18 protein-coding genes and 1 tRNA gene are annotated in these 20569 nt (G+C 73.8%); 9 read left to right on the plus strand and 10 right to left on the minus strand.

Features of this window, described 5'->3' with window-relative positions:
• The first annotated feature begins 1 nt into the window (after position 1).
• From ACFQ80_RS14315 to murQ, 5 genes are read left to right on the plus strand one after another with little or no spacing between them, the layout of a single operon-like run.
• Positions 2–973, plus strand: coding sequence for a carbohydrate ABC transporter permease (locus ACFQ80_RS14315; RefSeq protein ID WP_430550334.1), 972 nt, complete (start codon positions 2–4; stop codon positions 971–973).
• On the plus strand, positions 970–1797 hold the full coding sequence (locus tag ACFQ80_RS14320; RefSeq protein WP_430550333.1) for a carbohydrate ABC transporter permease: 828 nt from the start codon (positions 970–972) through the stop codon (positions 1795–1797). Before ACFQ80_RS14315 ends, ACFQ80_RS14320 begins: the two co-directional genes overlap by 4 nt.
• Positions 1794–3383, plus strand: a complete 1590-nt coding sequence (locus ACFQ80_RS14325) for a glycoside hydrolase family 3 N-terminal domain-containing protein (RefSeq protein ID WP_430564123.1) — start codon at positions 1794–1796, stop codon at positions 3381–3383. Before ACFQ80_RS14320 ends, ACFQ80_RS14325 begins: the two co-directional genes overlap by 4 nt.
• Positions 3380–4678 carry an anhydro-N-acetylmuramic acid kinase gene (locus ACFQ80_RS14330; protein WP_430564124.1) on the plus strand — a complete coding sequence of 433 codons (1299 nt, stop codon included), beginning with the start codon at positions 3380–3382 and terminating at the stop codon, positions 4676–4678. The genes ACFQ80_RS14325 and ACFQ80_RS14330 overlap by 4 nt, the downstream gene beginning before the upstream one ends.
• On the plus strand, positions 4675–5649 hold the full coding sequence (gene murQ, locus ACFQ80_RS14335) for an N-acetylmuramic acid 6-phosphate etherase (protein ID WP_430564125.1): 975 nt from the start codon (positions 4675–4677) through the stop codon (positions 5647–5649). Before ACFQ80_RS14330 ends, murQ begins: the two co-directional genes overlap by 4 nt.
• Positions 5650–5687: 38 nt before the next feature.
• Here the strand turns inward: murQ and ACFQ80_RS14340 are convergent, their stop codons facing one another.
• Positions 5688–6461 carry a YggS family pyridoxal phosphate-dependent enzyme gene (locus ACFQ80_RS14340; RefSeq protein WP_430564126.1) on the minus strand — a complete coding sequence of 258 codons (774 nt, stop codon included), beginning with the start codon at positions 6459–6461 and terminating at the stop codon, positions 5688–5690.
• A gap of 92 nt (positions 6462–6553) precedes the next feature.
• Between ACFQ80_RS14340 and ACFQ80_RS14345 the strand changes: the two genes are divergently transcribed.
• On the plus strand, positions 6554–6952 hold the full coding sequence (locus ACFQ80_RS14345) for a YccF domain-containing protein (RefSeq protein ID WP_430550328.1): 399 nt from the start codon (positions 6554–6556) through the stop codon (positions 6950–6952).
• A 21-nt stretch (positions 6953–6973) separates the two neighbouring features.
• Here ACFQ80_RS14345 and ybaK read toward each other — a convergent pair whose 3' ends face one another.
• Positions 6974–7474 carry a Cys-tRNA(Pro) deacylase gene (gene ybaK, locus ACFQ80_RS14350; RefSeq protein WP_430564127.1) on the minus strand — a complete coding sequence of 167 codons (501 nt, stop codon included), beginning with the start codon at positions 7472–7474 and terminating at the stop codon, positions 6974–6976.
• Positions 7475–7515: 41 nt separating this feature from the next.
• Between ybaK and ACFQ80_RS14355 the strand changes: the two genes are divergently transcribed.
• Positions 7516–8271, plus strand: a complete 756-nt coding sequence (locus ACFQ80_RS14355) for a sulfite exporter TauE/SafE family protein (protein ID WP_430564128.1) — start codon at positions 7516–7518, stop codon at positions 8269–8271.
• Positions 8272–8281: 10 nt separating this feature from the next.
• Here ACFQ80_RS14355 and ACFQ80_RS14360 read toward each other — a convergent pair whose 3' ends face one another.
• The 3 genes from ACFQ80_RS14360 to ACFQ80_RS14370 all read right to left on the minus strand — a co-directional run bounded on the left by ACFQ80_RS14360 (position 8282) and on the right by ACFQ80_RS14370 (position 12422).
• A complete protein-coding gene (locus tag ACFQ80_RS14360; protein WP_430564129.1) occupies positions 8282–8749 on the minus strand; it encodes a hypothetical protein in 468 nt (155 codons plus the stop codon).
• Between the two features lie 89 nt (positions 8750–8838).
• Positions 8839–11574 (minus strand): DEAD/DEAH box helicase, encoded by a 2736-nt coding sequence (locus ACFQ80_RS14365; RefSeq protein WP_430564130.1) that lies wholly within the window; start codon positions 11572–11574, stop codon positions 8839–8841.
• A gap of 104 nt (positions 11575–11678) precedes the next feature.
• On the minus strand, positions 11679–12422 hold the full coding sequence (locus tag ACFQ80_RS14370; protein WP_430550323.1) for a lytic polysaccharide monooxygenase: 744 nt from the start codon (positions 12420–12422) through the stop codon (positions 11679–11681).
• A gap of 566 nt (positions 12423–12988) precedes the next feature.
• Between ACFQ80_RS14370 and ACFQ80_RS14375 the strand changes: the two genes are divergently transcribed.
• Positions 12989–14233 carry an MFS transporter gene (locus ACFQ80_RS14375; protein ID WP_430564131.1) on the plus strand — a complete coding sequence of 415 codons (1245 nt, stop codon included), beginning with the start codon at positions 12989–12991 and terminating at the stop codon, positions 14231–14233.
• Here the strand turns inward: ACFQ80_RS14375 and ACFQ80_RS14380 are convergent, their stop codons facing one another.
• The 5 genes from ACFQ80_RS14380 to ACFQ80_RS14400 all read right to left on the minus strand — a co-directional run bounded on the left by ACFQ80_RS14380 (position 14234) and on the right by ACFQ80_RS14400 (position 19214).
• A complete protein-coding gene (locus tag ACFQ80_RS14380) occupies positions 14234–14758 on the minus strand; it encodes a DinB family protein (RefSeq protein WP_430564132.1) in 525 nt (174 codons plus the stop codon).
• Between the two features lie 34 nt (positions 14759–14792).
• Entirely contained in the window at positions 14793–16142 is a 1350-nt protein-coding gene (locus ACFQ80_RS14385) for a hypothetical protein (RefSeq protein ID WP_430564133.1), read from the minus strand.
• Between the two features lie 191 nt (positions 16143–16333).
• Positions 16334–17761 carry an RNA-guided endonuclease TnpB family protein gene (locus ACFQ80_RS14390; protein WP_430564134.1) on the minus strand — a complete coding sequence of 476 codons (1428 nt, stop codon included), beginning with the start codon at positions 17759–17761 and terminating at the stop codon, positions 16334–16336.
• 66 nt (positions 17762–17827) lie between these two features.
• Positions 17828–17900, minus strand: a tRNA-Arg gene (locus ACFQ80_RS14395).
• An 84-nt stretch (positions 17901–17984) separates the two neighbouring features.
• Positions 17985–19214, minus strand: a complete 1230-nt coding sequence (locus tag ACFQ80_RS14400; RefSeq protein WP_430564135.1) for an ROK family protein — start codon at positions 19212–19214, stop codon at positions 17985–17987.
• 67 nt (positions 19215–19281) lie between these two features.
• Here ACFQ80_RS14400 and xylA point away from each other — a divergent pair, with 67 nt between their 5' ends.
• A complete protein-coding gene (gene xylA / locus ACFQ80_RS14405; protein ID WP_430548692.1) occupies positions 19282–20448 on the plus strand; it encodes a xylose isomerase in 1167 nt (388 codons plus the stop codon).
• The last annotated feature ends 121 nt before the right edge of the window (positions 20449–20569 follow it).

The raw sequence follows: 20569 nt of genomic DNA on the forward strand, positions 1-20569 counted from the left end.
CATGACGAGCACCCTCCCCGTCGCGGTCCCCGCCGGGCCCGGGCAGCAGCCCGGGCCCGGCGGGCGCCGCCCGCTCGGCAAGTCGCTCCTCGCGCGGGTGCGGCCGTGGATGCTGCTGACGCCCGCGCTGCTCGTGCTGGCGGTGCTGCTCCTGTGGCCGCTGGTGCGGGTCGGGCTGTTCTCCCTGCAGGACTACGGGCTGCGCGAGATCGTCTCCGGCGAGCCCAACTGGATCGGTCTCGGCAACTACGTCGAGGTGTTCACCTCCGAGCAGCTGTGGGCCGTGGTGCTGCCGAACACGGTGGTCTTCGCCGTGCTGTCGGTGGCGTTCACGGTGGTCTTCGGGACCGCCGTGGCCGTGCTGCTCGCCTCGCTCGGCCGCGTCTGGCGGACCATCGTGTCCAGCGCGATCATGGCGGCCTGGGCGATGCCCGCCGTCACCGGCACGTACGTGTGGGTCTGGATCTTCGACGCCGACCGCGGCGTGTTCAACCACGTGCTGCAGTCCCTCGGGCTGCAGGACGCGCCCGTCAACTGGTTCACCGACCGCTGGTCGTTCTACGCGATCGTGCTGCTCAACGTGGTGCACCACGGCTTCCCCTTCGTCGCCATCACCGTGCTCGCGGGCCTGCTCGGCGTGCCGAAGGAGCTGCTGGAGGCCGCGGAGATCGACGGCGCCGGCGCCTGGCGGCGGTTCTTCTCGGTGATCGTGCCGCAGCTCAAGCAGATCTTCGCGGTCGTGATCATCCTGTCGACCATCTGGGACTTCAAGGTCTTCGCGCAGGTCTACCTCATGCCCGGCGGCGCCGGCAGCAACCGCGAGGTGCTCAACCTCGGCGTGTGGTCGTACACCGAGTCGTTCGGCCAGAACCGGTACGGCTTCGGCTCCGCGATCGCGGTGCTGCTGACCCTGCTGCTGCTCGCCATCACCGTCGTGTACGTCCGCACGATCCTGAAGGAGGAGGAGCTGTGAGCCGGCCGACGACCGCGACGCGGGTGGGCAAGGGGGTGGCCGTCGCGCTGCTCCTGGCGTTCACCCTCTTCCCGGCCTACTGGATGCTCGTCAGCGCGTTCGACGGGAAGGCGGGGCGCGGGTCGTCCTTCGTGCCCGCCGACCCGACGCTCGAGCACTTCGAGTTCGTGCTCACCGACGGCGGCTTCGACGTCTTCCTGCGCAACTCCCTGCTCGTGGCGCTCGGGACGGTGCTGATCTCGTCGCTGCTCGCCCTGCTGGCGTCGGTGGCCGTGGCGCGCTTCCGCTTCAAGCTCCGCACCCAGGTGCTCATGCTCGTGCTGATCGTGCAGATGGTGCCGCTCGAGGCGCTCGTCATCCCGTTGTTCGTGCAGGTGCGCAACCTCGACCTGCTCGGCACGCTGACCGGCCTGGTCGTGGTGTATGTCGCCCTCGCGCTGCCCTTCGGCATCTGGATGCTGCGCGGCTTCGTCGCCGCCGTGCCGGTGGAGCTGGAGGAGGCCGCCTACCTCGACGGCGCCACCTGGGGCCGGATGTTCCGGTCCATCCTGCTGCCGCTGGTCGCGCCCGGCCTGGTGGCCACGAGCATCTTCAGCTTCATCACGGCGTGGAACGAGTTCGTCTTCGCGATGACGCTGCTCGGCGGCGAGACGCAGAACTACACGGTGGCCATCGGGCTGCGCTCGTTCTTCGGGCAGCACTCCAACGACTGGGGCGCCATCATGGCGGCCTCGACCATCATCACCGTGCCCGTGATGGTCTTCTTCATCCTCGTCCAGCGCCGGCTCGCGTCGGGGTTGACCTCCGGGGCGGTGAAGGGGTGACCGGGCACGGCGCCGCGGCCGGCGCCGACGCGGTCCGGCGGGCCGTGCACGGCGTGCTGCTGCCCGGCTTCACCGGCACGACGCCGCCCGCCTGGTTCCTCGACGCGGCGCGCGACGGGCTCGCCGGGGTGGTGCTGTTCGCGCACAACACGCCGGACCTGGCCACGACGGCCGCGCTCACGGCGCGCCTGCACGACGCCGCGCCCGACCTGGTCGTCGCGACGGACGAGGAGGGCGGCGACGTGTCGCGGCTCGAGGCCGCGACCGGCTCGTCGCTGCCCGGCGCCGCGGCGCTCGGCGTGGTGGACGACGTGCGGCTCACCGGGGACGCGGGCGAGGCGCTGGGCCGCCTGCTCGCGGCCGTGGGCGTCGACCTCGACCTCGCGCCGGTGCTCGACGTCGACACCCCCGGCAACCCGGTCATCGGGGTGCGGGCGTTCGGCACCGACCCGGAGGCGGTCGCGCGGCACGGTGTCGCGCTCGCCCGCGGCCTGCAGCGCGGCGGCGTCGGCACCTGTGCCAAGCACTTCCCGGGCCACGGGTCCACGACCGTCGACTCCCACCTCGCGCTGCCCGTCGTCGAGGCCGACCTCGACACCCTGCGCGGGCGCGACCTCGTGCCGTTCGCGGCGGCCCTCGCCGACGGTGGCACCGACGACGGGCACGCTGCCGACGCGCTCATGACGGCGCACGTCGTGGTGCCCGCGCTCGGGCCCGCACCGGCCTCCCTCGAGCCGGCCGTCGCGGCGCTGGCCCGGGAGCTCGGCTACGCCGGACCGATCGTCACCGACGCCCTCGACATGCGCGCCGTCTCCGACGGCGCGGAGGTCGGAGAGACCGCTGTCCGCGCGGTCGAGGGCGGCGCGGACCTGCTGTGCCTGGGCACGACGACGGGGCGCGACGACGAGGCGCTGTTCCGCTCCGCGGTCGACGCCCTCGTGGCCGCGGTCGGCGCCGGCCGGGTGACCCTGGACCGGCTCGCGGCCTCCGGACGACGCACGGACGCCCTGGTGCGCCGGCTGCGCGCCCGGCAGGCCTCCGCGGGTGCCGTCGTCGGCCCCGCGGAGGCGGCACGGGCGCAGGAGGCGCTCGCGGAGGTGGGCGCCGAGGCAGCCCGGCGCGCGGTGCGCGCGGTCGGCCCGCACCCCGCGCTCGGGAGCGCACCCGACGTCGTCGACCTGCGGCTGCGCCTCGACCACGCGGCCGGGCGCATCGCGCAGCACGTGCAGCGCGCGGTCGCCGCCCGCTGGCCCGACGCCGTCGTGCACCCCGCCCTGGACGGCGACGGGTTCGCCGCGCTGCTGCGCGGGCTGCCGGGCGGCGCCCGGCCGCTCGTCGTCGTGACCCGCGAACCGGTCCCCGGCGGGGCCGAGCACGCGCACCTGGCGCGGCTGCAGCGGGCGCGCCCGGATCTCGTCGTCGTGCACACGGGCGTGCCGGCCGCGGGGGAGCGGTGGCTCGCCGCGCTCCCGGGCGGGCTGCCCGCGACCGTCCTGGCCTGCGGCACCGGCCGGGCCAACGCCGAGGCCGCCGTGGCTCTCCTCGCCGGAGAGCTCGCGCCCGAACCCACGGAGGTGGCGCGATGATCGTCATCGGCATCTCGTCCGGCACCAGCGTCGACGCGATCGACGCGGCGGCCGCGGACCTCGACCTGCGCCCCGACGGCACGCTGTCGCTGCGCCCGCTCGGCCACGCCGAGTACGCCTGGCCCGACCACCTGCGCCGGCGCATCCTCGCGGCGCTGCCGCCCGCCACCGCGGACCTGGGCGAGGTGTGCCAGCTCGACACGCTCGTCGGGCAGGAGCTCGGCGCCGCCGCCCGGCGCGCCGTCGACGACCTCGCGGGGGGCGACGCCGACCTCGTGGCGTCGCACGGGCAGACCCTGCACCACTGGGTGGTGGCGGGCCGCGCGCGCGGCACGCTGCAGCTCGGCAACCCGGCCTGGATCGCGGAGCGGACCCGACGTCCCGTGGTCAACGACTTCCGGGTCGCCGACGTCGCCGCCGGCGGGCAGGGAGCGCCGCTGGTGAGCGTGCTCGACGCGCTCTGGCTCGGGCACGACGGGCCCTCCGGCACGCGGTACACCGCGGCGCTCAACGTGGGCGGCATCGCCAACGTGACCGTCGTCGGCGCGCACGACGAGCCCGTGCTCGGCTGGGACACCGGGCCCGGCAACTGCCTGCTCGACGCCGCGGTGCAGCGGCTCACCGGGCAGCCGTTCGACCGCGACGGGGAGCTCGCCGCCCGCGGCGTCGTCGACCCCGAGGCGCTCGACGCGCTGCTCGACGAGCCGTACTACGCCCTGCCCGTGCCGCGGTCCACCGGCCGCGAGCTCTACGACGGGGAGTACGTGGCGACGCGCCTCGCCGCCGCGGGGGTGCGGGCCGACCGGCTCAGCATCCCCGACCTGGTCGCCACGCTCACCGAGCTCACCGCGACCACGGTGGCGAGGTCCCTCGCCGACCACGCACCGGGCGGGGGAGTCGAGCGCGTCGTGATCTCCGGCGGCGGGGCCCGCAACCCGGTGCTCCGCGACCGCCTGCGCGCGCTGCTCCCGGCCGGGACCAGCCTCGTGGCGGCGGACGACCTCGGGCTGCCGGCGGACGGCAAGGAGGCGTACCTCTTCGCGCTGCTCGGCTTCCTCGGCGTGCACGGGGTGCCGGGCACCGCACCCGGCCCGCACCGGCGGCAGGCCACCGGCGCCCGCCGACCGGTGGTGCTGGGGTCGCTCACCCCGCCGACCCCGCTGCCCGTGGAGGTCGTCCGCGGCCCGGTGCGGCGCCTCGCGCTCACCACGGCACCGAGCGGGGCCGCGCCCCGCGACCCGGCGCCGGGCGTCCCGACCACTGCGCGCGACCTGACGAGAGGAAGCACCCGATGAGCGGAGCGACCGTGCCCGACCCCGCCGCGCCTCCGGACGCGGGCCCCCCGGACGACGTGCTCGACGTCGCGCGCCTCGTCTCGCCGACGGAGGAGCGCAACCCGCGGACCACCGACATCGACCTGCTCCCGCCCGCCGACGTCGTGCGCCTCATCATGGACGAGGACGCCGGCGTCGCCAGCGTCGTGCGCGCCGAGCGGTTCCGCGTCACGCAGGCCGTGGAGCTGGCGGTCGAGGCGATCCGGGCGGGTGGGCGCGTGCACTACGCGGGCGCGGGGACGTCGGGACGTCTCGGCGTGCTGGACGCCGTGGAGCTGCTGCCGACGTACGGCGTCGGCCCCGAGTGGTTCGACGCGCACCTCGCCGGCGGGCCCGACGCGATGACCGTCTCGGCGGAGGGCGCGGAGGACGACGCCGAGGCCGGCCGGCGCGACCTGGACCACGTGGGCCCGCACGACCTCGTCGTCGGGCTCGCCGCCAGCGGCCGCACGCCCTACGTCGGCGGTGCGCTCGACCTGGCCCGCGAGCGGGGGGCGCGCACCGCGCTCGTCAGCGCCAACCCGGCCGCGCCCCTGGCCGACCGGGCGGACGTCGCGATCCTGCTCGACACGGGGCCAGAGGCCGTCACCGGCTCGACGCGGATGAAGGCCGCCACCGCGCAGAAGATCGTGCTCAACACGTTCTCGACCGCCACGATGATCCGGCTCGGCAAGACGTACTCGAACCTCATGGTCGACGTCCGCGCGTCCAACGCCAAGCTCCGCGCCCGGCTCGTGCGGCTGCTGAGCCAGGCGACCGGGCTCGCGCCCGAGGTCTGTGCGCCGGTGCTCGCCGACGCCGGCGGGGAGGTCCAGGTCGCCCTGGTCATGCTGCTGGCCGGGGTCGACGCCGAGCCCGCCCGTGCCGCCCTGGACGGCGGCGACGGCGTCCGCGGCGCGCTCGCCCGTCTCGGGGCCGCACCGCCGAGGTAGCACCGAAGCCCGGGAGGAGGACGGGACGGGCCGAGGTGCTACCTCGTGGGGGTGGGGCGGGCGCCGAAGACGGCGGTCCCGACGCGCACCACGGTCGCGCCCTCGGCGACGGCGAGCTCGAGGTCGCCGGTCATGCCCATGGAGAGCTCGCGGGCCTCGGCGGTCCCCGGCGCGCCGCTCGCGAGGACGGCGTCGCGGACCGCGCGCAGCCGGGCGAAGCCGGCCCGCACGAGCGCCTCGTCGCGATGCTCGCCCAGGCGCGCGCCGATCGTCATAAACCCCGTCAGTCGCAGTCCCGGCAGCGCGGCGACGTCGACGGCGAGCGCCGCCGCGTCGTCCGGCGCGACGCCGGACTTGCTCTCCTCTCCGGAGACGTTGACCTGCACCAGGACGTCGAGCGTGCGGCCGTCGCGCGCGCACCGCGTCGACAGGGCGCGGGCCAGGGCGGGGGAGTCCACCGAGTCGACGGCGGTGGCGACGCCGAGCACCTGGTTGACCTTGTTCTTCTGCAGGTGGCCGATGAGGTGCGCCTCGACGCGCCCCGCGGCGACGAGGTCCGCCAGCGCGGGGGCCTTCGCGACGAGCTCCTGGACGCGGTTCTCGCCGACCAGCACCGGCCGGTCGTCGCCCGCCGCGTCGGCGAGGTCGAGCGCGGCCCGCGCCGCCGCGAGCACGGTCTCGGCGTCCTGGGTCTTGGTGGCCAGCAGGACGCGGACCTCCCGCGGGTCGCGCCCCGCCGCGCGGGCGGCGGCCGCGACGCGGTCGTGGACGGCGGCCAGGCGTGCGGGGATCCCGGGACAGTCGGTGGGCATGGTGGCCAGTCTACGAACGTCGCACCGGACCAGGGTCGCGTCAGGGGGTTCCCGGGTGGTGCCGCGTTCGCGCGACAGGCGAGGATGGACGGGTGAAAGCCCTGCTCAACATCATCTGGCTCGTCTTCGGCGGCTTCTGGCTCGCGCTCGGCTACGCGGCGGCGGGCATCCTGTGCTGCATCACGGTCGTCGCGATCCCGTGGGGCATCGCCTCGTTCCGGATCGCGGGCTACGCGCTGTGGCCGTTCGGCCGCACGGTCGTCGACAAGCCGGGCGCCGGCGGCTGGTCGGTGCTGGGCAACATCATCTGGATCGTCTTCGCCGGCATCTGGCTCACCATCGGGCACATCACGACGGCGGTCGCCCAGGCGATCACGATCATCGGCATCCCGCTGGCGATCGCCAACCTCAAGATGATCCCGATCTCGCTGCTGCCGCTCGGCAAGGACATCGTGCCCAGCGACGCCCGGTACCCGACCTACCAGCACTGACCGAGCCGACGGGCACGGGCCTCACGGGCGCGCGATCGGCGCCGCCGTCCCGCCCGTGAGGCGCAGCAGGTCGTCGGGGGCGAGGGAGACGTCCAGCCCGCGCCGCCCGCCGGAGACGTAGACGACGTCGAAGCCCGCCGCGGACCCGTCGAGCACGGTTGGGTGCCGCTGCTTCTGCCCGATCGGCGAGATGCCGCCCACCACGTAGCCCGTGGCGCGCTGCGCCGCGGCCGGGTCCGCCATCGCGGCCCGCTTGCCGCCGACCGCGCGGGCGAGCGCCTTGAGGTCGAGGCTGCCGTCCACCGGCACGATGCCGACGACGAGGCGGCCGTCGACGTCCGCCAGGAGCGTCTTGAAGACCTGCGCCGGGTCGGCGCCGAGCGCCTCGGCGGCCTCCAGGCCGTAGCTGAGCTCCGAGGCCGGGTCGTGGTCGTAGGTGTGCAGCCCGTAGGCGACGCCGGCGCGGTCGAGCGCGACGACGGCGGGCGTCCCGTGCGAGACGTGGGTCTTCTTCTTCGGCACGCTGCCGATTGTGCCCTGAAGCGCCCCGGTACGGTGGAGCGGTGCTCCTCCTCCTCGTCCTCGCGATCCTGGTGGGAGGGGCTCTCCAACGGGTCACGGGGATGGGCTTCGGCCTCGTCGCGGGCCCGTTCATCGTGCTCCTGGTGGGCCCGCTCGAGGGCGTGCTGTTCGTCAACCTGGCCGGCTCGATCGCGTCCGCGCTCATCCTGGGGCGCGTCGCGCGGGACGTGGACTGGCGGCGCTACGCCTGGCTGGCCGTCACGTCGGTCGTCGTCATGGTGCCCGCGGCCCTGCTGCTGCGCGACGCGAGCCGCGCGGCGCTCGAGGTCGCCGTCGGGGCCCTCGTGATCGTCGCGATGACGCTGGCCGTCGTCACGACCCGGCTGCGGCGCGGCGGCCGCCACCCGGTGCGGCCCGAGTCCCGCACGCCGCTGGTCGTCACCGGCGTCGCGAGCGGCGTGGGGAGCGTGGCCGCCGGCATCGGTGGTCCACCGGTGGCGATCTACTCCGTGCTCAGCGGCTGGGACCCGCGCGGGTTCGCCGCCACGGCGCAGCCCTTCTTCGCGACCAACGCGCTCGCCGCGCTCATCGCGAAGCTCACGCTCACCGACGCGTCCTTCCCGCCCTTCGCGGCGTGGCAGTGGCTCGTCGTCCTGGCGGCGATCGTGGCGGGGCTCGTCGTCGGCGACTGGCTCACGCCGCGCCTCCCCGCGGCCACCGTCCGGCGCGGGCTGATCGTGCTCGCGTACGTCGGCGGTGCCGCGACCCTGGCCCAGGGGCTCGCGGACCTGGGCTGAGGCGGCGGGTTCAGAGAGGCCGGTCGCCCTCGTCCCGGTGCGGGGCGTCCGCGGGGCCGTCCGCGCGGTGCTCGGGCGCGTGCCGCCCGGGCGTACCGGGGTCGTCCCCGCCTCGGTCGGGGTCCAGCTCGTCCGCGCGGCGCAGGCGGTCGTCGACGTCGGCCCGGCGCTCGTCGAGGCTCGCGTCGCGGCGCCGGGCCTCCTCCTGCAGGCGCGCCGCCTCGGCGGCCTTCTGGTCGGCCTCGGCCTGGGACATCCTGGCCTCGGCGTCGAGCTTCGCGGACGCCGCCTCGCGCTCCTGCACCGCGATCCGGTCGTGCTCCGCCTGTCGGCGCAGCTCGGCAGCCTCGTCGCGCCGTTCCTCGCGCCGGCGCGCCTCGGCGGCCCGCGACCGGCGGGCGAGGGCCACGGCGACGAGCACGAGCAGCAGCACGACGACGACGGCGACGACGATCCAGACGATGGTCGTGGTGTCCACGGCGGGCTCCTGACGTCGGGGGAGCCGGGGTCGGCCCCCTGCGTCGATCACACGGCCGACCCCGGTTGCTTGCAACCGACGCGGTCGGCTCAGATCCGCCCGACGTCCACCACGGTGAGCGACACGGCCCCGGCCTCGTCGCTGGCGGCCAGGTCGACGACGGCGGTGATCGCCCAGTCGTGGTCGCCGTCGGCGTCGTCGAGCACCTGCCGCACCCACCACGTGCCCGCGGGCACCTCGGCGACCTCGACGCCGTCGCGCGTGGTCGTCGTCGCGCCGCCGGGCAGCTCGGCGCCCGGTTCGAGGATCGTCAGCAGGCCCGCCGCGCGGGCGGCGGGGCCGATGCCGACCGCGTCGTCGCCCTGCGCGTCGAACAGCGGGTCGAGGGCGGTCGCCCACGCGTCGCCGTCCCAGCCGTGCCCGGCGTCGAGCGCCCCGAGCGCGTCGTAGTCCTCGCGGGCGGCGAGCTCGACGCGGCGGAAGGTCGCGTTGCGCACCAGGCGGCGGAAGGCGCGCGGGTTGCCGGTCACAGGACGCGCGGGCGCCTCCGCGCCCGCCTCGGCGAGCTCGCCCTCGACGACGGTGTCGGCGTCGTCGTCGACCGGGTTCTGCAGCCGCTCCCACTCGTCCAGCAGCGACGAGTCGACGCCGCGCACCAGCTCGCCGAGCCACTCGACGACCTCCTGCACCTCCTCGGTGCGGTGCTCCTCGGGCACCACCTGGCGCAGCGCGCGGTAGGCGTCGGCGAGGTAGCGCAGCACGACGCCCTCGGTGCGCTCCAGCCCGTACACGCTGACCAGCTCGGCGAAGGTCATGGCCTGCTCGAGCATGTCGCGCACCACGGACTTGGGAGCGAGCTCGGCGTCGGCCACCCACGGGTTCGACCGCTTGTAGGTGGCGAACGCGGGCTCGAGCAGGTCGGCGAGCGGCCGCGGCCACGTGACGTCCTCGAGCGCCTCCATGCGCTCCTCGTACTCCATGCCCTCGGCCTTCATCGCCGCGACGGCCTCGCCCTTCGCCTTGCTCTGCTGGGCGTACAGGATCTGGCGCGGGTCGTCGAGGGTCGCCTCGATGACCGAGACGACGTCGAGCACGTGGGTGGGGCTCTCGACGTCGAGCAGGTCCATCGCCGCGAGGGCGAACGGCGACAGCGGCGCGTTGAGCGCGAAGTCGCGCGGCAGGTCGACGACGAGCCGCACGCTGGGCCGGTACCCGGCCGGCCGCGACGGGTCGGGCACGCGGACCTTCTCCACGACGCCCGCGACGCGCAGGGACCGGTAGATGCGGAACGTCTGGCGCACGTGCGTGGCCTGCTGCGCCTCGGTGTCGTGGTTGGCGACCAGCAGGTGGCGCATGGCCTCGACGGGGTCGCCGTCCGAGCCCGAGGAGTCCCGTGCCAGCACGTTGAGCACCATCGCGTGGTTGACGTGGAACTGGCTCGTCAGGGGCTCGGGGTCGGCGTCGCGCAGCCGCTCGAACGTGGAGTCCGTCCAGTTCACGGCGCCGGTGGGGGCCTTCTTGCGCACCACCTTCTTGAGTTTCTTCGGGTCGTCGCCGGCCTTGGCGAGCAGCTTGCGGTTCTCGATGACGTGCTCGGGCGCCATGACGAGCACCTCGCCCACGGTGTCGAAGCCCGCGCGCCCGGCCCGGCCGGCGATCTGGTGGAACTCGCGCGCGGTGAGGTGGCGCATGCGCTCGCCGTCGTACTTCACCAGCGACGTCATGAGGACCGTGCGGATGGGCACGTTGATGCCGACGCCGAGCGTGTCGGTGCCGCACACCACCTTGAGCAGGCCGCGCTGCGTGAGCCGCTCCACGAGGCGGCGGTACTTCGGCAGCATGCCCGCGTGGTGCACGCCGACGCCGGCGCGCAGGAACTTGCTCAGCGTCTTGCCGAAGCCGGTGCCGAACCGGAACGCGCCGATCTCGGCCGCGATCGCGGCCTTCTCGTCCTTGGACGCGAGGTTCGTGGACAGCAGCGCCTGCGCGCGCTCGACGGCGTCCTTCTGCGTGAAGTGCACGACGTAGACGGGGGCGCGGTGCGTCGTGACGAGCTCGGCGATGACGTCCGTCAGCGGCTCGACGACGTAGGAGAACGTCAGCGGCACCGGCCGCTCGGCGCCCGCGACCTCCGCGACGGGGCGGCCGCTGCGCTCGGCGAGGTCCTCCCGGAGCCGGGCCGTGTCGCCGAGGGTGGCCGACATCAGCAGGAACTGCGTGCGCGGCAGCTCCAGCAGCGGCACCTGCCACGCCCAGCCGCGCTGCCGGTCGCCGTAGAAGTGGAACTCGTCCATGACGACCTGGGCGATGGCGTCGTCGCCGGACGTGCCGTCCGCGCCGACACCGTCGTCGTCGGCCCCGCGCCGCAGCGCCAGGTTCGCGAGGATCTCCGCGGTGCAGCAGATGATCGGGGCGTCGGCGTTGACGGCGGAGTCGCCGGTCATCATGCCCACGTTGCGCGACCCGAACGCGGCGACGAGGTCGAAGAACTTCTCGCTCACGAGCGCCTTGAGCGGCGCGGTGTAGAACGTGCGGCCGCCCCGGCCCGACCGGCGGTTCGCGAGCGCGGCGAACTGCGCCCCCATGGCGACCATCGACTTGCCCGACCCCGTCGGGGTGGCCAGCACCACGTGCGAGCCCGTCATGAGCTCGAGGAGCGCCTCCTCCTGGTGGGGGTACAGCGGCCGGCCGGTGCCGGCGGCCCACTCGCCGAACCCCTCGAAGAGGACGTCGGGGTCCGGCGCGCCACCCGTCGGGGCGGGCAGGTACGGCAGCAGCGTGCCGGCGGGGCGGGGGGCGGGGTCGTTCGAGGTCGGGGAGGTCATCGCCGACCATTCTTCCAGGCCGTGCCGTGCGCAACGAGCGTGCCGGGACGCTCCCCGTCCGAGCCGGACGAGGGCATCCCGGCACGCTCGAGGCGTCGGGTGGGTCAGCAGGCGCCGAGGTCGGTCCAGACCGCCCACTGGCCGGCCGAGGAGGACGGGGTGTCGCCCTGGGTCCACCACTTGGCCTGGTAGGTGCGGCCGTCGTGGGAGACCTGGGTGCCGCCCGTGTACGCGGACGACGGGTTCCAGGCGGGGGCCTCGCAGTCACCGGGCTCGGTGGGCGGGTCCGTGGGGTCCGGGCCGGGCCCCCCGGTGCCGCCCACGTTCACGTCGACGCACGCGTAGAACGCGTTGGCGGTGTCCGCGATGTTCCAGCGGGCGAGGATCGTGTGGTTGCCCTGCGGCAGGTTCTCGAGCGTGTGCGTGACGGTCGCCCCGGGCTGCCGGCCGCCGTCGTCGACGGTCTTGACCAGCGTGCCGTCGACGAAGTACTCCCACGTCGAGGTGGCGTGGCGGGCGGTGAGCTTCCACTGCATCGACACGCTGCTGCCGATCGTGGTGCGCGGCCACGGCTTGGAGCCGTCGTCGAGGACGGCGAAGCCGCTGCCGCCGGAGCACTGCATCGAGCCCTTCGGGGCCTCGACGCTCTGGGGCTCGTACTGGACGCCGCCGCAGTCGAAGGACACGGTGCGCGTGGCGCAGTGGTCCTGGCGGCTCGGCGGGCTGGTGATCCAGCCGTGTGCCGACGCGCTGGGCGCGACGGCGAGCGGCGCCGCGACGGTCAGGATCCCGACCGCTGCGGCGAGCAGGGCGGAGCGAAGCGTGGTCTTGCGACGCGTGGTCTTCATCGACTCGTCTCCCTCGTGGTGCTCGGAGGTGCTCAGGTGTTGCTCCGTGGGTGGTGCGGGTCTGGCGGTGGGGGGGGCCGGCGGCCCCCCCCCCCGGGCCGGGGCGGCGACGTCGGGGGTGTCGGCTCCCGTCGCCGGGCCGCCGTCCGCGCCCGTCCGCAGGGACGGGTCCGGCGCGGCGGGTGCCCCGGCAGAGGGGTCGACCGCGGTCGTGGCGGTGGATCGTCGGGCGGCTCTCACGCCAGCACGGTAGAACGGGCGGCCCCCGCGCCGGTGTCGGCGCGCCGAGGACCGCCGGAGCACGCGCTTCCGAGCGACCCGCAAGGGGGCGTGGAGGACGGGAGCGTGTTGACGCCCCCTCGGCGGGGGGTCCGAAGGGGCGTCGGGCCGGGCTCGGCCCGGCAAGGGACAGCGCGCACCGCGCAGGGGGCGGGCGATGCGCGCCGTCACCCGAGAGTGTGCCGCGCCGTCGTGACCTCGTCAATAAGGCACGGGGGCGAACCTTGCAAGCGGTCTGAGGAATATCAGAGGGGGTCATCCGCCCCGGGCACCTAGGCTGGACGCCCGTGAGACGAGTGGTCGAGGCGGTGGCTCCCGCCCGCATGGGCATCGGGTTCCGGTGGCTGATGTCTGCGTCCTGGGTGAGCAACATCGGCGACGGCGTCGCCCTCGCCGCGGGCCCTCTCCTCGTCGCGTCGCAGACGAGCTCCGCCATGCTCGTCGCCCTCGCCGCGATGCTGCAGCGCCTGCCCTGGCTGGTGTTCGGCCTGTGGGCCGGCGTGCTCGCCGACCGCCTGGACCGGCGCCGCCTCGTCATCGTCGCCAACCTGCTGCGCGCCGTCGTCGTCGCCGCGCTCTGTGTGGTGATCGTGACCGGGCACGTGAACATCGGCGTGGTCCTTGCGGCGATGCTGCTCATGGGCGTGGCCGAGGTGTTCGCCGACACCACCTCGCAGACCCTGCTGCCCATGCTCGTGCGCCCCGCCGACCTGGGCATCGGCAACGCGCGGCTGCAGGCCGGGTTCCTCACCGCCAACCAGCTCGTCGGGCCCCCGTTGGGAGCGGCGCTCTTCGCCGCCGGAGCCGCGTGGCCGTTCGCCGCGCAGGTGCTGACCGTGCTCCTCGCGGTGCTGCTGGTGAGCAAGGTCGTGCTCACACCCGTGCCACCCGCGCCCGACGCGAGGCTGGACGACGGCCGCCGCCGCGTGCGGCACGACATCTCCGAGGGCCTGCGGTGGATCTGGACCAACCCGCCCGTGCGCACCCTCGCGCTGGTGATCCTCGTCTTCAACGCCACGTGGGCCGCGCCGTGGGGCATCCTCGTGAAGTACTCGCTCGACTACCTGCACATGGGCCCCGTCGGGTACGGCCTGCTCACCACGGCCGCCGCCGTCGGCGGGCTGATCGGCACGTTCTCGTACGGCTCGCTCGAGCGGCGGTGGTCGCTCTCCGCCCTGATGAAGGTGTGCCTGACGCTCGAGGTGCTGTTCCACCTCGCCCTCGCCCTCGCGACGACCGGCTGGGCCGCGATGGCGATCCTGTTCGTCTTCGGCGCCTACTCCTTCGTGTGGGGCACCGTGTCCAACACGGTGCGGCAGCGCGCCACCCCCACCCGCTTCCAGGGCCGGGTCGGGTCGGTCTACATGATGTGCGTGTTCGGCGGCATCGTCGTGGGCAACGCCGTCGGCGGCGTGCTCGCCGAGCACTGGGGCCTCACCGCACCCATGTGGTTCGGCTTCGTCGGTGCCGGCCTCACCCTCGTGCTCGTATGGCGCCAGCTCGCGCACATCGCGCACGCGCAGGCGGACTGACTACTCCCCCGTCGCGCCGTCGGCCAGCTCCCGGACGACGTCGAGGTGCCCTGCGTGCCGGGCGTACTCCTGCAGCACGTGGAAGCAGATCCACAGCAGCGTCGGCACCTCGCCGTCCGCCGTGAACCGCCCACCGACGGCGGCCCGCGCGGCGAGGTCATGGCTCGCCAGGATGTCGCGAGTCCGCACGCCGCCCGCGTGCAGGTCGGCGACCAGCTCGTCGCGGCTCACGTCGTCGGGCACGTGCCAGGGGCTCTCCGGGACGTCGTCGACGTTGTCGCCCCACGGGTGAGCGACCTGCTCGCCCAGGAAGCCCCACACGAACCACCGTCGCTCCATGTGCACCAGGTGCGTCAGCAGCTCCAGCGGCGTCCACCCCGACGGCAGCAGGCTCGTGCGCTGCTGGTCGTCCGTCAGGCCCTCGAACTTCCGCGCCACGGCGGCACGGTAGTAGTCGAGGTAGGCGGCGAACTGCTCGGCCGGTTTCGCGGAGTCCAGGCGCGGTTCGACGTCGGGGGAGGTCACAACGCTCAGCGTAGGCCCCCTTCCGACGCGCCTATCAGTCGTGCTCGACGCCGTCCTGGGACGACAGCGACGTCGACACGAGCGGTTCACCGGCGCGGGCCTCGGCGTCGTCGTCGGGCACTGGCCTGACCTTTGGCGGCGCCGCCGACCACGCCTTGAGGTACTGCATCACATCGGCGTAGAACGCATCGACGACATCGAGGACGGAGTCGATGAACCCGCCCTGTCCTCGACCTCTCTTGGCTCCCATGGGCGCAGTCATCGCCACTCGGAACGAGCGCAGGTCCTTCTTGGGGTCGACGACGAGGCGCCCCGGGTCGTCGCGCACGTCACGCAGCAGCTCCGCCGCGCCAGATCCCCTGGCATGGGCGGCGAAGGCCTCCACCCGCACACCGTCCGGTGCGCTCCTGAGCTGTCGCACCAGCCATCGCACCCGAGTGGCGGGGCGGCCCTCGCGAGGCGCCTCCACGTCCACGTGGCAGGTGACCGTGCGCGCTCGCAGGTCCGCCGTCACCGTCAGGTTGCCGACGGTGTCGGGGATCCGGATGGCACCGCTCAGCATGCCGTCGCCCACCAATGAGGCCACCAGCGACTGCGTCCGCGCCCCGGGGTCCGCCTGCTCCTTGCGTGACACCACCGGCGCGACCTCTGCCCCGAGCGTGCGGCCCAGCTCCAGGCTCGCGAAGCGCAGCAATGCGTCGAACCGCGCGACCACGCCCTCCACGCCTTTGTCGTTCGCACGCAGCGTGCCGGCCCGCACCGCGTCTCGCACCGCGACCCAGCTCTCCCCCATGTCTTCGAACTCCAGCGCTCCCGACCTCGGGTGCTCGAGGTAGCGGACGAGCTCGCCGAGGATCCAGGCCTGGTCAGGGTCCGCGACACCGCGGAACTCCTTCTGCATCACCGCCTCCGCCAGCACCTTGGTCCACGACAGGTGGTGGAGCTCGACCTTCCGCAAGCGCCTCTTGTCGACCTTCGTGGGGTGCTGGCCGACCATCGGCGGGATCTCGTTCGAGATCGTGATGACGGCGTCGAACCCCTGCTGGCGCGCGATGTCCAGGTAGTTCTCGATCTGCTCGCGGCCCAACTCGTTCCGTCCGGTCTTGACCTCGATCAGCGCGGTCCACGACTTCTGTCCGCGACGCACCCGCACGAGTCCGTCCGGGTAGAGGCGCCTCTCACCGAGCAAGAACGGCACCTCGATGAAGGCCTCCACCGTCCCGGCAGGCGCGCCGAACGGCTTGGTCAGGGCACGACCGAACTCGCGCACCGCGACCATCACGGCGAGCAGCGCCGACGTCGCTCGGCGTTCCTGTTCCTCGGCGCCATTGATGCCCGACGTCGGGATCAGTCGCGCCTCGTGCCAGGGCTGTTCCTCGGTCATCACGCCAGCTCCGTTGCTGTCGACGGACTTTCCCGGACCGTAGCCCAGGGCTCCGAACGGGGCATCACGGAGCAGGCGGTCAGGGCCTACTTCACCCGGAACCTGCGACCCTCTCTTTGCAGCGTGCCAGCATCCTCGAACCTGCCGCCTGCGAGAACTGCTGTGCACCGCCCTTCTCGGGCGTCCTCCGCTCAGACCGGCAAGGCCCAGGCATCGGTTCCCACGTCACCTGGGCCCGTTTCACCGTCGCGGATGCGGCGGCCAGAGCGTTCCCATCGGTGGGCGTTGGTGTCCGGGCCCTCTGCGTGAAGGTCCCGGGCCCGGGCGTCCGCACCGTGGTGCAGCTCGGCCCAGACGGCGAGGTTGATCGCGGCATTGAGGTCGCGGTCGATCATCTGGCCGCAGGAGCGGCAGACGTAGGTCCGCAGGGCGACCCCGCCCATGTCCCGGATCGCCCCGCACCCGGAGCAGGTCTTGGTGGACGGAAACCAGCGGTCGGCGACCGCCAGCTCCCCACCACGCCACTCCTGTTTGTAGGCGATCTGGCGGCGGACGAGGCCCCAGCCGACGTCGTAGATCGCCTTCGCGAGGTTCGGGTTGCGTGCGAGCATCCCGCGGACGTCGAGGTGCTCGATGACCAACCGGGCGTGGTTCTTGACCAGCCGGTTCGAGACCTCGTGGGCGTACCGGCGACGGATCTCCGCCGTCCGGAAGTAGTAGCGGCCGAGCTTGTCCGCCGCCTTGCGACGGTTCCTCGACCCGCGCTTCTTGCGCGTGACCGCGCGGTGCAGGCGCCGCTGGCGCCGCGCGGTGGCGGTGAGCGTGCGGGGCCAGTCGTCGATGCGGTCGACCTCCGTGCCGTCGCTGCACGCTGCGACCGCCAGCGTCGTCAGACCGAGGTCGACACCGACCCACGGCGTGGTGGCGTCGGGTTCGGTGTGCCGACGCGCCGGGTGCAGGTCGGCAGCCTCGACGTTCAGCGAGACCCACCACCGGCCGCGTCCCCTGCTGACCGTGGCGAAGAGGACCCGCGCACGGCCGCCCGCCACCATGCGGCGGAGCCGACGCGTGTCCTCACGCACCCGGAGTACACCGATCCCAGGGATCCTTACGGACCTCGGATGACCTTCGCCGACGCGGATCGCCGGCCTCCCGCCCTTGGGGAACTGGTTCCGGAGCCGGAACGACGGCCGTGCCGTCGCCTTCTTCTTGAAGCGGGGGTGAGCGACCGGCTCCCCGGCTCGCGTGCCCCGCCGCGACTCCGACCAGGCTGCGAGTCCGCGGCCGAGGTCGACGGCCGCCTCCTCGAAGACCTGTTGGAAGACCTCGCGCCGCCACGTCAGGCCCGTCTCGCACACCTCGGCGACGCCCTCGGAGTCGACGGCGAAGATCCGCCCGGCTGCCGCCGACTTCTTCCACCGGTTGAAGCCGTTGATGAGGTCATAACCGGTGCGCGGCACCTTGACCGTCGCGCCTGACTCCCTGGCGCTGCGCGCGTCGAAGACCATCCGCAGGCACTGGTTGTACGCGAACCGCGAGGCTCCGACGTGTCGCTCGAGCGCCCCGATCTGCTCGACCGTCGGATCGAGGCAGAACCGGAATGTCGCAAAGCGCGTCACGGGGGGAACACTCCCGCACACCACTGACACGGGAATGAACATGCACCGGAATTCCCGGAGTTTCGGTGCCCGCGGCGCGACTCGAACGCGCGACCTACCGCTTAGGAGGCGGTTGCTCTATCCACTGAGCTACGCAGGCGCGGCCGCCGGAGGCAGCCGGTAGTCCAGACCTGAGGCCCCGACTAGCGCCCAAGCCTAGCGGCCCACGAACCCTCGACCGGAATCAGACCCAGCGCGCCGGGTCGGCGACCACCGACCGCAGCACCTCGCGCGCGCCACCGGTGAGGGCGGCGTGCGGTCCGGCGGCGGCGGGGCGCACGTCGACGGGCGCGAAGGGCGCGGCGAGGGCGCGCTCCTCGACGACCCCTTCGACGACGTGCCCGACCCAGCCGAACAGCTCGGCGTACGCGCCGCCGAGCACGATGGTGGAGACGTCGACGAGGTTGACGAACGTCGCGAGCGCGGCGCCGAGCGCCCGGCCGCCGCGGCGCACGGTGGCGAGGGCGGCGTCGTCGCCGGCGCGCAGCAGGTCGACGATCGCGTGCACGGGCGCCGACGACGGCAGGCCGGCGCCGCGCAGCAGCACCTCCTTGCCGGCGTACTGCTCGAGGCAGCCCGTGGCGCCGCAGGAGCAGCGCGGGCCGGCGGGGTCGACGACGACGTGCCCGATCTCGCCGTTCCAGCCCCGCTCCCCCAGGAACAGGTGCCGGTCGACGACGATCCCCGCGCCGACGCCGACGTCGCCGGAGACGTAGAGGAAGGACGAGGGCACGTCGCCGGCCAGCTCGGCGAGGGCGGCCAGCTTGGCCTCGTTCGCCACCTCGACGTCGAGCGCGCCCCCGTCGCCGGTCCGCAGGTCGAGCTCCGGCACGGGTTCGACCGACGACCAGCCCAGGTTGGGCGCCACCTCCAGCCGCGCGCCGCGCACGTCGACGAGCCCGGGCAGCGCGAGCCGCGCCCCGGCGACGCGCATGCCGCCGGCCTCGACCTCGGCGACCACCTCGGTGGCGATCGTCCGGAGCCGGCCGAGCACCTCGCGGGGGTCGGAGTCGTGCAGCGACCCGGTGACGACCCGCTCGGCGACGACGTCGCCCACCAGGTCGAGGGCGCGCGCGCCGAGGTAGTCGACGTTCACCTCGAGGCCGAGCCCGACGACGGACCGCCCGGCAGGCACGAGCGGCACGGCGGGGCGGCCGGCGCGCTGGGCGGCGACGGGCGGCAGCTCGGCCACGAGCCTGCCGGCGACGAGCCGGTCGACGAGGGTCGAGACGGTGGCCCGGGTGAGGCCGGTGGCGGCGGCGACGTCGGCGCGCGACGGTGGTGCGGTGGCCTCGAACACGGCCGCGGCGACGAGGCGCAGGTTCCGCTCGCGGAGCGTGTGCTGGCGCGACGCGGCCCCGCCGTCGGGCACGCGGGGCGCCGCTGCGGGCGTCGTCGTCGAGGTGGCTGGCACGTGTTGACTCTAGCCCAGCGACGCGCAATAGTTCAGCCGTACAACAAAACTCGACGAGGAGAGATCCGTGAGCGACATCAAGTACTCGTTCGGCCTGTGGACCGTCGGCTGGCCTGCGGCCGACCCGTTCGGCACCGCGACCCGCCCCGACCTGGACCCGGCGGAGTCCATCCGCAAGCTGGCCGACCTCGGCGCCTGGGGCTTCACGTTCCACGACAACGACGTCTTCCCGTTCGGCGCCGAGGGTGCCGACCGCCAGAAGCACATCGACTCGGTGAAGAAGGCCTCCGAGGAGACCGGCCTCGTCTGCGAGATGGTCACCACCAACACCTTCACGCACCCGATCTTCAAGGACGGCGCGTTCACCTCGAACAACCGCGAGGTGCGCCGCTACGGCCTGCGCAAGGTGCTGCGCAACGCGGACCTGGCCGCCGAGATGGGCGCCTCCACCTTCGTCATGTGGGGCGGCCGCGAGGGCACGGAGTACGACAACTCCAAGGACCTGCACGCCGCGCACGCCCGCTACGCCGAGGGCATCGACACCGTCGCCGCCTACATCAAGGAGAAGGGCTACGACCTGCGCATCGCGCTGGAGCCCAAGCCGAACGAGCCCCGCGGCGACATCTTCCTGCCGAGCATCGGCCACGCCATCGCCCTCATCGACACGCTCGACAACGGCGACATCGTGGGCCTCAACCCGGAGACGGGCCACGAGCAGATGGCCGGCCTCAACTACACGCACGGCCTCGCGCTGGCGCTGTACGCGGGCAAGCTCTTCCACATCGACCTCAACGGCCAGCACGGCCCGAAGTACGACCAGGACCTGGTCTTCGGTCACGGCGACCTGCTGAGCGCCTTCTTCACGGTCGACATGCTCGAGAACGGCTTCCCCAACGGCGGCCCGCGCTACGAGGGCCCGCGCCACTTCGACTACAAGCCCAGCCGCACCGAGTACCTCGACGGCGTGTGGGAGTCGGCCAAGGCGAACATGGAGACGTACGACATGCTCGCCGCCAAGGCGAAGGCGTACCGCGCCGACGCCGAGGTGCAGCAGGCGTTCGAGCACGCCGGCATCTTCGAGCTGGGCGAGCCCACCCTGGCCGAGGGCGAGTCGTTCGACGCCTTCCTCGCGGACCGCTCCGCCTACGAGGACGTCGACATCGACGCGGTCGCCGAGCGCGACTACGGTCTGGTGCGTCTGCACCAGCTCGCGCTGCGCCACCTCATCGGCTGACAACCCGTCTGTCGACCCTGCTGGTCGAGCCTGTCGACAACCCGTCGGGACACGCGCGACCAGCGTGGTCGCCCGGCCCGGGTGCTCGTCCCAACCAGTGGGACCTCGTAGGGAGCCACGT

Source organism: Isoptericola sp. NPDC056578, assembly GCF_042793275.1.
GTDB lineage: Bacteria > Actinomycetota > Actinomycetes > Actinomycetales > Cellulomonadaceae > Isoptericola.

Excerpts from the sequence above, each read along its gene's own strand:
- ACFQ80_RS14315 (WP_430550334.1), top strand. The coding sequence starts at position 2 with ATGACGAGCACCCTCCCCGTCGCGGTCCCCGCCGGGCCCGGGCAGCAG.
- ACFQ80_RS14330 (WP_430564124.1), top strand. The coding sequence starts at position 3,380 with ATGATCGTCATCGGCATCTCGTCCGGCACCAGCGTCGACGCGATCGAC.
- murQ (WP_430564125.1), top strand. The coding sequence starts at position 4,675 with ATGAGCGGAGCGACCGTGCCCGACCCCGCCGCGCCTCCGGACGCGGGC.
- ACFQ80_RS14340 (WP_430564126.1), bottom strand. The coding sequence starts at position 6,461 with ATGCCCACCGACTGTCCCGGGATCCCCGCACGCCTGGCCGCCGTCCAC.
- ACFQ80_RS14365 (WP_430564130.1), bottom strand. The coding sequence starts at position 11,574 with ATGACCTCCCCGACCTCGAACGACCCCGCCCCCCGCCCCGCCGGCACG.
- ACFQ80_RS14370 (WP_430550323.1), bottom strand. The coding sequence starts at position 12,422 with ATGAAGACCACGCGTCGCAAGACCACGCTTCGCTCCGCCCTGCTCGCC.
- ACFQ80_RS14385 (WP_430564133.1), bottom strand. The coding sequence starts at position 16,142 with ATGACCGAGGAACAGCCCTGGCACGAGGCGCGACTGATCCCGACGTCG.